Genomic DNA, 10,209 nt, shown 5'->3' on the forward strand with positions numbered 1-10,209 from the left:
TACTCCTCTCACATCGGTCAGGTGGTGGCCAGTTGCTTCCAGATCCGGCGTTGCCGCTTGGCCAGGTGGTCGGGGGCCTTCGGCTGCCACAGCAGCCGCATTCCCGCTTCCTCCGGCGTGCGATCGGCCTTGGCCGTATTGCACGGCGCGCAGCAGGCGACGAGATTGCCCCAGGTATTCGGGCCGCCCCGGCTGCGCGGGCGAATGTGGTCGACGGTGCGCGCCCAGTTCGCGCAGTAGCCGCACCGGTGCTTGTCACGGCGCAGGACCCCGGCGAGCGTGGCGCGGCTCTCGTCGTGCACCAGCGCCGTGTGCTCGATGTAGACGTAGCGCAGCAGTCGGATGGTCTCCGGCAGCGCGATCTCGAGTTCCTTCGACCGGATCGGGAAATACGGCTCACGGTCGGCGACCGATTCCGCTGCGCCGCTCGTCACCAGCACCACGGCCCGGTCGGCGCCGATTTCGTCGAGCGCCTCGTACGAGGCGTTCAGTACGAGGACGCCGGTGTGTATCCAGTTGGAGGCGGTCAACGCCGCCCGATCGGCGGCATGGCGGAACATCATGGGGATCACCATGTTTCGTGAAGAGGAGCGGAGCGGAATTGCCGAGGGTTCGGCGGCGGTCAGCTACCGGACGGGAGGTGGCCGGATACCGCGCGGGTATTCATCGCGTGCGAACGCTGTACGAACGTGCCGATCGCGATCGGGTCCTGTGAATTCGACAAGCCACCTCCTCCTCTCCTGATGCGCAGGACGATCACCCCGTCGATCGGGGTGATCGTCATCGAATTACATGGTGGCACACGGGGCATGCGGTTGTCGGCCCATTTATTTCGGGGCCGGATCGTGCCCTCCTCCCGGGCCGAAGGTGTGGTCAGTCGGTGCCGATGGGGCCGAATCCGAGTGCCACCCGCCCGGTGAACTGTGTCTGCTTGGCCCTCGGCAGCGGATGGAAAAGACTGCCGTGGACGTCGCGGTAGCGCATCTCGAGTTCACATGTGCGCGAATAGCCGACGCCGCCAACGGTTTCGATGGCGAGGCGAACCGTGTCGATCAGGTTTTGCGCGGCCACGGTCTTGCGGCTGAGGGTCCGCGAGGCGTAGTCATCGGTATTGGCGAAACGCAGATTGTCCGAGCCGGTGAACATGGCCTCGATCAGATCCTCGGCCGTGGTGTGGGCGTTGATCAGCTCGCCTACCAATGGGAAGATATGCGGGTCGGTGCGGCCGGTCACCAGCGCGGTCGCCAGATCCACCGCCTCGTCGGCGATACCGAGATAGGCGGCCATCACCAACGGCATGGCCGCACCGATCACGACATTGAGCAGCGGCGGCCACAGATCCGCCGGACGGATCAGCGAGATCGCGGCATCGGGTACGAAAACATCCTCCAGCACCACCGAATGCGATCCGCTCGCGCGCAGGCCGAGTGTGTCCCAAGTCTTTTCGATTCGCACACCGGGCGTGGCCAGCGGAATCGCACAGTGCAGCACCTGCGGCCCTTCCGGCGCGCCGTCCCAGCGAATACTGGTTACCAGGACCGTGCCCACCTCGCAGCCGCTGGCGGGCGACTTGCGCGCGTGCACCCGGTAGCCGCCCTCGATGCGTTCGGCCCGCCCGCTCGAGGTGACCCAGTCCGAGGCTCCGGTGCTGACCAGGAGCGCGCCTGCCGCCACCTTCTGGAAGACCGGCGTCGCGTCGTTGCCGTGATTGTGCCGCCACACCTGGGTGGCGACCAGATGGCAATGCATGGCGAAGGCGACCGCGGTGGCAGGGTCGTGCCTGCCGAGTTCGCGCAGGACCTCGCCCATCTCGCGGTGGGTCGCGCCGCCGCCGCCGAATTCGACCGGCACCAGGGCCGCCGAAAGGCCGCTCGCGCGCAGCTGGTCGAAGGCGGCGGCGTTGATCTCCCCGCTGCGGTCGCGTTCGGCGACCTCCGGGCGCAGGGTTTCGCCGACCCGGCGTGCCAGGGCTGTCCACTCGGTGGTCGGTTCGGTCATCGTGGTGGGAATCGTGGAAGTCGTCATGTTTCGAAGCTACGAATCTCCGCGATAACCGAATAGTCCAGAAAGTGGACTTACCCGGTTCAGAAAATGGACCCCGCGACCCGGAGGTGATCGTGTCGGAAACGACCCAGAGCTACGGCCAGTACTGTCCGATCTCCCGCGCGCTGGACGTGCTCGGCGAGCGCTGGTCCCTGCTCATCCTGCGCGATCTGCTCATCGGCACCACTCGCTTCAACGACCTGGCCCGCGGCCTGCCCGGCCTGTCGCGCAGTCTGCTCACCAAACGTCTACGGCAGTTCGAGCGCGCTGGTCTCGTCGAGAAGATCGGCGCGACCTACCTGCTGACCGAGGCGGGCAGGGAACTCGAGCCCATCCTGTTCGGGCTCGGCGCGTGGGGCGCGCGCTGGACCTTCGGCGAACCCGATCCCGAGGAACTCGACGCCGACCTGCTGGTGTGGTGGATGCACACCCGCCTGGACACCTCGTCCTTCCCCGGGAAACGCCAGGTGCTCGCCGTCCGGTTCACCGATGACGTCCGCCGCTACTGGATCGTCGTCGAATCCGGCGACCCCTCGGTGTGCACCGCCGACCCCGGCTACCCCGTCGACATCACGATCAGCTCGGACGTGGGTTCGCTCTACGAGGTCTGGCTGGGCCGCATCCCGGTCGGCCACGCCCAGCGCACCGGCCGCGTCGAGTTCATCGGGCCGCCCGCGCTGACCCGCCGGATGTCGTCGGTGCTGCGGTTGAGCCCCATCGCCCCGTACATGGAATCGGCGTTCGACGCGCGGTTGACCCAGGTTCCGGCATAGCGCCGGTGCGGTACACCGCTGCGTCGACGACGCCCGAATTCGGGCAGAGCCATCGGCTCCGCGACGTCTGCGGCCCGAGGGCGTCACTGTCGGCGCGCGGTGCCGACGACGAGGGGCACGATGGTGGGCAGCAGTGTCGGCATCCGGGCGCGCAGGATCGTCTCGAGGTGGAAATCGGTTGCGCGGAGCAGGGATTCGAAGTCACGGTTGGCGTGGCAGCCGTCGGCGAGGCGTCGTTGCACGGGGGTGAGCAGGTCTTGGACCGTGGCGCGCAGACCGGTGCCACGGACGTGTTCGTGAAACAGGAACTGCCCTCCGGGGCGCAGCACGCGGTGCACTTCGGCCAAGGCGCGGGCCGGGTCGCGCACCGAACAGAACACCAGGGACGCGGTGACGGTGTCGAAGCTGGCGTCGGGAAACCGCAGGGCGTGCGCGTCACCGTCCACGACGGTGACGCGAGCGGCGGGGGCGTCGGTCCGCGCCGTCAGCTGCGCGCGCAGCGCTTGGTTCGGTTCGAGCAGCACCAGTTCGGCCAGGTCGTCGGGGTAGTGCGGGACGGACAAGCCGCTGCCCGCCCCGATCTCGAGGGTCCTGCCGTGGGCGTGGGCGAGTTGGGCACGACGCACATCGGCCTGCCCGGCACGCTCGACGCGGGCCATGAAACGGGGATACCAGCTTGCGAAACAGCGTTCGCCGAAGGTTGTGGTGGTCATGGTCCACGATTCTGCTGCGCGGTCGCCGCCGCGTCATGGCCGTTTCGGGCCATCATCGATGGCCGGAACAGGTGATCCGCGGCGGGCACGCCGCCGCGGCCCCGGCGAACGTGAAAGGTGACGTGATGCTGCGCGTCGAGGATCAGATCGTGCGCCACGTGCGGACCGCCTGCGGCGACGTCGCGTATTCCGAGGTCGGCAGTGGTCCCCCACTGCTGATCGGCGGCTGGTGGTGTAGCCACCTCGCCCTCAACTGGGAGGACCCGCTTTTCCGCGCCTACCTGTCACGGCTGGCCGATCGGTTCACCGTCATCCGATACGACCAGCCCGGCCGCGGCCTGTCCGGCGCCGCCGGGTATCCGCTCGACTTGGAAGGGGAGATCACCGTAACGGCCGAGATCGTCGAAGCGCTCGGGGTGGAGCGCTTCGCCGTCGTCGGCGCGTCCTCCGGCGCCGCCGTCGCCGCGGGGCTCGCCGCCCGGCTGCCCGACCGGGTACACCGGCTCGTGCTCTACGGCGCGTTCGCCCGTGGATCCGACATCGCGCCGGAAAGTGCGCGCCGAGCCATGGTGAACGCCATCTCCGCGCACTGGGGACTGGGATCGCGGCTGCTCGCCGATGTGTTCGTCCCCGGCGCCGACAACACCGAGCGCGAACGGTTCGCCCAGTTCCAGCGTCTGTCCGCCACCGCGGAGCAGGCCGCGAGATCGTTGGCCGCCGCCTACGAACTCGACGCGACCGAGCACCTCGCGGCCGTCGCCGCCCCGACAACGGTGTTACACCGCAGGGACGACCGCGCGGTGCCGTTCGCCCTCGGAGTCGACGTCGCTCGCAGGGTCCGCCGGGCAACCCTGGTCGAACTGCACGGCGAGGATCACTTCCCCTGGCGCGGCGACGCCACAGCCGTCGCCGACGCGACCCTGCGCGGACTCGGGCACCCCGTGCGGTCGCGCCCCGCCCCGCCCGGTCCGGAGGCGGTGACCGACCGCGAGCGGGAAATCCTGCGGCTGGTCGCGGACGGATTGACCGACGCGCAGATCGGCGAACGGCTGACGCTGAGTCCGCATACGGTCCACCGTCATATCGCCAATGCCCGCACCAAACTCGGCGTCCGATCCCGCGCGGCCGCCGCGGCCGCGATCGGGAGGGACCGACCGGACCGGATCGGCTGACTCTCGCCCCCGCCCGCGCCTGACATCAGCGAGACCTGGTGTCGGCGCGGGGCAGTCCGACAGGGCTACAGGTTGCCGACGATATGTTCCAGGCGGCGCGCGACCAGCTCGCGGGCGGATTCGCGCAGGGTGGGGCGGTAGCCGCTCGGGTAGACCGGATCCCCGGGTGCGTAATCCTTGAGCACCTCCTTGGCGAGGGTGATCTTGTGGACCTCGGTGGGACCGTCGGCGATGGCCATGACCTCGGCGTAATTCATCATGTCGACGAAGGGGAGGTCCTGGCTGACGCCGATCGCGCCGTGCAGGTGCAGCGCGCGCTGGGCGATATCGTGCATGACCTTGGGCATCGCTACCTTGATGGCGGCGATATCCTTGCGGACCGCGAGATAGTCCTGCTCTTTATCGATGCGCCACGCCGTGCGCAGCACGAGCAGCCGGAACTGCTCCATCTCGATCCAGCTGTCGGCGATGCGTTCCTGGGTCATCTGCAAGCCGCCGAGCGAACCCTTGCGCATGGGGCGCGAGACCGCGCGTTCGCACATCATGTCGAAAGCCTTGCGCACCAGGGCGACCGTGCGCATGGCGTGGTGCACGCGTCCGCCGCCGAGGCGGGTCTGGGCGACGAGGAAACCCGCCCCCTCCTGGCCGAGCAGATGGTCGGCGGGCACGCGGACATCGGTGAAGCGCAGATGCCCTTCGTGCTCGCTGAAGCCGTGGACCTCGAAATTCTTCACGAGTTCGAGTCCGGGGGCGTCCGCGGGGACGATGAACATCGACATGCCCTGGTACGGGCTGACATCCGGATTCGTGACGACCATGACGATATGGAAGCTGGCGAACTGGGCGTTGGAGTTGAACCACTTCTCGCCGTTGATGACCCAGTGATCGCCGTCGCGCACCGCGCGGGTCTTGAAAGTGGTGGGATCCGAGCCGCCGGTGGGTTCGGTCATCGCGTAACAGGAGCCGATCTCGCCGTCCAGCAGCGGCTGCAGATATTTCACCTTCTGCTCCGGGGTGCCGTAGTGGGCCAGGATTTCCGCGTTACCGGAATCCGGTGCCTGGCAGCCGAATACCGACGGCGCCCATACCGATGTGCCGAGTACCTCGTTGAGCAGGCCGAGTTTGAGCTGTCCGTACCCCTGGCCGCCGAGTTCGGGACCGAGGTGGCAGGCCCACAGCCCCTGCTCTTTGACCTGTTCCTTGAGCGGGCGCATGAGCGCCATCGCCTCGGTATTGGTGCGGTCGTAGGGATTCGGGTGGATCAGGTCGAGCGGTTCCACCTCGGTGCGGACGAATTCCGCCGCCCAGTCGAGCTTTTTCTGAAATTCCGGATCGGTTTCGAAATCCCAAGCCATGGTCAGCCTTTCGTATCGGTCGTGGTGACGACGCCGTCGAGGATGGTTGCCGCCAGGATGGCGGCGATTTCGTCGGGGGAGCGGCCCCCGTGCGGCCGGTACCAGTAGGTCACGGTGTTGAGCATGCCGAGCACGCCGTTGGTGACCACGTGGTCGTCGGTGCGCAACAGACCCGCGGCATGACCCGCGTCGATCACCCGCTGCCAGCAGTGTTGAACCCGGTCGCGCAGTTCTTGCAGTTCGGCGCCGCGATCCCCGGTCAGCGCGGTGACGTCACGCAGTTGGATCGCCACCTCCCTGCGGTGCTCGATGATGAGCCCGACGTGGCTGGCTATCAGCGCGCGCAATTGGGTGATCGGGTCATCGCAGCTGTCGGCGATCCGCTCGGCATCGATCAGCATGAGCCGGATGTAATCGTGCAGGATCTGCCAGAGCAGCTCTTCCTTGGAACCGATGTGGTAGTACAACGCACCGCGTTGGACATCGGCGCGATCGCCGATCTCGGCGACGCCGGTGCCGTGGAAACCCTTCTCCGCGAACAGTTCCACCGCGGCCTCCACGATCCGGCCCCTGGTGTCGCCCGCCGTCGATTCCGAGGACGGTGGGCGTCCGCGCCTGCGCGCGGGAGCCATCTCCGTCACGGCGCGCTCACCGCCATCCGCCGTCGACCGCGAGGGTGGACCCGGTGCAGAACGCCGACGCCTCGGTGGCGAAGAACAGCGCGGCCCCGACGATTTCGTTCGGCGCGCCGACCCGGCGCAACGCATTGCGTTCGGTCAGTGCCTCGCGCAGGTCATCCGGCCACGCCTTGGCGATATCGGTCTCGAACGGGCCGCACTGGATCGTGTTGACCCGCACCGTCGGCCCGTATGTCTGCGCCAAACCCGCGGTGAGCGCGTTCAGTCCGGCCTTGGCGGCGGAATAGGGGATCGCGTGCGGTTCCGGACGCGTCGCCTCGATCGAGGAGATATTGATGATCGAGCCGCCACCGGCCGCGGCCATCCTGGCCCCGATCAGCGCGGACAGCCGAAACGGGCCCTTCAGGTTGACCCCGATCACCTTGTCGAACAGCGCTTCGGACACCTGGTCCAGGCTCGGGTACAGCGGTGACAGTCCGGCATTGTTCACCAGCACGTCGACCTGCCCGAATTCGGCGTAGACAGCCTCGACCAGCGCGTCGCACTGCGCCCACTCGCTGACATTGCACGCCACCGGCAACGCCCGCCTGCCGTGGCTGTTCTTCACCTCGTCCGCCAGCTCGGCGCATCCGTCGAATTTGCGGCTGGCGATGACCACGTCGGCGCCGGCCGCGGCGAAGGCGTGCACCATCTCCCGGCCGAGGCCCCGGCTGCCTCCGGTGACCACGACGACTTTGTCGGTCAGCGACACGTGAACTCCCGTCCGGTTCTCACTAATGTTCCGATCAGTACATTAATTGCGCGAGGCGATAGGATCAAGACCGATGTTCGGCCGATCGCCGACAACCCGCGCGACGCGCCGACCGAAGGATCATCGGATACCGGCGCGGCGGACGAGAATGTGCTGGCAGCGCGTCGACCGGACGCGGATGAAGCTTCCGTCACCCGTCGCGCGAGGTAACCACTACCGGCGGGTAACATTGGTCCCGTCTTTTCACACCCGGCTTTCTCAGAAGTGAGGCAGTAGATGACAGAGCGGATTCAGGTCGGCGGGCTCCAGGTGGCCAGCGTTCTCCACGAGTTCATCGAGAACGAGGCGCTTCCCGGGACCGGCGTGGATTCCGCCGCGTTCTGGGCCGGTGCCGAACAGGTCATCAATGATCTGGCGCCGCGCAACCGTGCCCTGCTGGCCGAACGCGACGCGATCCAAGGCAAACTCGACGCCTGGCACGCCGAGCACCCCGGCGCGAATTACGACAAGGCCGCCTACAAGAGCTACCTGACCGAGATCGGATACCTACGGCCCGAACCGGCCGGATTCCAGATCGCCACCGAGAACGTGGACACCGAGATCGCGACCACCGCGGGTCCGCAGCTCGTGGTTCCGGTGATGAACGCGCGTTTCGCGATCAACGCCGCCAACGCGCGCTGGGGCTCGCTCTACGACGCGCTGTACGGCACCGACGCCATTCCCGAGACCGGTGGCGCGGAAAAGGGCAAGGGCTACAACAAGGTCCGCGGCGACAAGGTCATCGAGTGGGCGCGCAACTTCCTCGATGATTCGGTCACCCTCATCACCGGTTCGCATATCGGCTCGACCTCGTACACGATCGTCGACGGCGAACTCGAGGTCGGTCTGGAGGACGGGACGAGCATCGGTCTCGCCGACGCGTCCCAGCTGGTCGGCTACCTGGGCGATCCGGCCTCCCCGACCTCGATCCTGTTGAAGCACAACGGTCTGCACATCGAGATCCAGATCGACCCGTCCTCGCCGATCGGCAGTACCGATACCGCGGGCATCAAGGATGTCGTGCTGGAATCCGCGATCACCACGATCATGGATTTCGAGGATTCGGTCGCCGCGGTGGACGCCGAGGACAAGGTCCTCTGCTACCACAACTGGCTCGGCCTGATGAAGGGCGATCTCAGCGAGAAGGTCACCAAGGGCGACAAGACCTTCACCCGCACCATGAACCCGGACCGGGTCTACACCGCGCTCGACGGCGGTGAACTGGTGCTGCACGGCCGCTCGCTGCTGTTCGTGCGCAACGTCGGTCACCTGATGACCTCCGACGCCATCCTCGACAAGGACGGCAACGAGGTGCCCGAGGGCATTCTCGACGGCCTGATCACCTCGCTGATCGCCACCCATTCGCTCAACGGCGACACCGTGTTGAAGAACAGCCGCACCGGCTCGGTCTACATCGTGAAGCCGAAGATGCACGGTCCCGACGAGGTCGCCTTCACCAACGAACTGTTCGGCCGGGTCGAGGATGTGCTCGGCCTGCCTCGCAACACCCTCAAGGTCGGCATCATGGACGAGGAACGCCGCACCACGGTGAACCTGAAGGCGTGCATCCAGGCCGCCGCCGAGCGCGTCGTCTTCATCAACACCGGCTTCCTCGACCGCACCGGCGACGAGATCCACACCTCCATGGAGGCCGGGCCGATGGTCCGCAAGGCCGATATGAAATCCCAGCAGTGGATCATGTCCTACGAGGACTGGAATGTCGACGCCGGGCTGGCGACGGGTCTGCCCGGCAAGGCGCAGATCGGCAAGGGCATGTGGGCCATGCCGGATCTGATGGCGGACATGCTGGTCCAGAAGATCGGTCACCCGAAGGCGGGCGCGAATACCGCCTGGGTGCCCTCGCCGACCGCGGCCACCCTGCACGCCACCCACTACCATCTGGTGGACGTGTTCAAGCGGCAGAGCGAGATCGCCAAGGGCGGCCCGCGCGCCACCGTCGATCAGATTCTGGAGATCCCGCTCGCCGCCGATCCGAACTGGTCCGCGCAGGACCGGCAGCAGGAGTTGGACAACAATTCGCAGAGCATCCTCGGTTATGTGGTGCGCTGGATCGATCAGGGCGTCGGCTGCTCCAAGGTGCCCGACATCCGCGACGTCGGCCTCATGGAGGACCGCGCCACCCTGCGTATCTCGAGCCAGCTCATGGCGAACTGGCTGCGCCACGGCATCGTCACCGCCGACGAGGTCACGGCCAGCCTCGAGCGCATGGCTCCTGTGGTCGACAAGCAGAACGCGGGCGACCCGAATTACCGGCCGATGGCGCCGGATTTCGCGGGCAGCATCGCCTTCCAGGCGGCCAAGGAATTGGTGCTGGAGGGGACCAAACAGCCCAACGGTTACACCGAGCCGATTCTGCACCGGCGTCGTCGTGAGGCCAAGGCGCTCAACTGCCTGTGAAACCGCTGGTCCGCATAATGTGACACCGGGCGACCCCCGGCCGGAACAATCCGGCCGGGGGTTTTCTTTTTCACCGGCTGCACAGGTGTCGATACCTATCCGTTACCCTGGTCGCGACACACTGGAGATCGTCGGAGGTTAGGAAAGTATGGGAAGCGTTGTTCTCGACATTGTCGCTTTGGTCACTAACCTCGATCTTTCGCCGGTCTGTTGGCCGGGCCTGATCGGTTTCGGATTTGTTTTCGGTCGCTGATCAGCGACTGGTGGGCAACACAGGGTAGCCCGGTCAGCGGGGGCTGCCGGGTTC

At 66.9% G+C, this 10,209-nt stretch carries 9 protein-coding genes; 3 read left to right on the forward strand and 6 right to left on the reverse strand.

Annotated elements, in window-relative coordinates; genetic code table 11:
* Window positions 1–17: 17 nt before the first annotated feature.
* Window positions 18–560: an HNH endonuclease gene (locus tag ABZS43_RS24710; protein WP_355038332.1), complete on the reverse strand. Its 543-nt coding sequence runs from the start codon at window positions 558–560 to the stop codon at window positions 18–20.
* 313 nt (window positions 561–873) lie between these two features.
* Window positions 874–2,025 carry an acyl-CoA dehydrogenase family protein gene (locus tag ABZS43_RS24715; RefSeq protein WP_355038316.1) on the reverse strand — a complete coding sequence of 384 codons (1,152 nt, stop codon included), beginning with the start codon at window positions 2,023–2,025 and terminating at the stop codon, window positions 874–876.
* Window positions 2,026–2,117: 92 nt separating this feature from the next.
* Between ABZS43_RS24715 and ABZS43_RS24720 the strand changes: the two genes are divergently transcribed.
* The gene (locus ABZS43_RS24720; RefSeq protein WP_355038317.1) at window positions 2,118–2,816 is read left to right on the forward strand and encodes a helix-turn-helix domain-containing protein; all 699 of its coding nucleotides are present in this window, start codon (window positions 2,118–2,120) and stop codon (window positions 2,814–2,816) included.
* 83 nt (window positions 2,817–2,899) lie between these two features.
* On the opposite strand, the gene ABZS43_RS24725 is transcribed toward ABZS43_RS24720, so the two are convergent.
* The gene (locus tag ABZS43_RS24725; RefSeq protein ID WP_355038318.1) at window positions 2,900–3,529 is read right to left on the reverse strand and encodes a class I SAM-dependent methyltransferase; all 630 of its coding nucleotides are present in this window, start codon (window positions 3,527–3,529) and stop codon (window positions 2,900–2,902) included.
* Window positions 3,530–3,564: 35 nt separating this feature from the next.
* Here ABZS43_RS24725 and ABZS43_RS24730 point away from each other — a divergent pair, with 35 nt between their 5' ends.
* Entirely contained in the window at window positions 3,565–4,701 is a 1,137-nt protein-coding gene (locus ABZS43_RS24730; protein ID WP_355038319.1) for an alpha/beta fold hydrolase, read from the forward strand.
* A 65-nt stretch (window positions 4,702–4,766) separates the two neighbouring features.
* Here ABZS43_RS24730 and ABZS43_RS24735 read toward each other — a convergent pair whose 3' ends face one another.
* The 3 genes from ABZS43_RS24735 to ABZS43_RS24745 are packed head-to-tail and all read right to left on the reverse strand — an operon-like array spanning window position 4,767 to window position 7,445.
* Window positions 4,767–6,056: an acyl-CoA dehydrogenase family protein gene (locus ABZS43_RS24735; RefSeq protein ID WP_355038320.1), complete on the reverse strand. Its 1,290-nt coding sequence runs from the start codon at window positions 6,054–6,056 to the stop codon at window positions 4,767–4,769.
* Between the two features lie 2 nt (window positions 6,057–6,058).
* The gene (locus ABZS43_RS24740; RefSeq protein WP_355038333.1) at window positions 6,059–6,688 is read right to left on the reverse strand and encodes a TetR/AcrR family transcriptional regulator; all 630 of its coding nucleotides are present in this window, start codon (window positions 6,686–6,688) and stop codon (window positions 6,059–6,061) included.
* Window positions 6,689–6,704: 16 nt separating this feature from the next.
* Window positions 6,705–7,445: a glucose 1-dehydrogenase gene (locus ABZS43_RS24745; protein ID WP_355038321.1), complete on the reverse strand. Its 741-nt coding sequence runs from the start codon at window positions 7,443–7,445 to the stop codon at window positions 6,705–6,707.
* Between the two features lie 276 nt (window positions 7,446–7,721).
* Between ABZS43_RS24745 and ABZS43_RS24750 the strand changes: the two genes are divergently transcribed.
* Window positions 7,722–9,902, forward strand: a complete 2,181-nt coding sequence (locus tag ABZS43_RS24750) for a malate synthase G (RefSeq protein WP_355038322.1) — start codon at window positions 7,722–7,724, stop codon at window positions 9,900–9,902.
* Window positions 9,903–10,209 lie beyond the last annotated feature (307 nt).

This window comes from Nocardia sp. NPDC005366, assembly GCF_040606855.1.
Lineage (GTDB): Bacteria > Actinomycetota > Actinomycetes > Mycobacteriales > Mycobacteriaceae > Nocardia.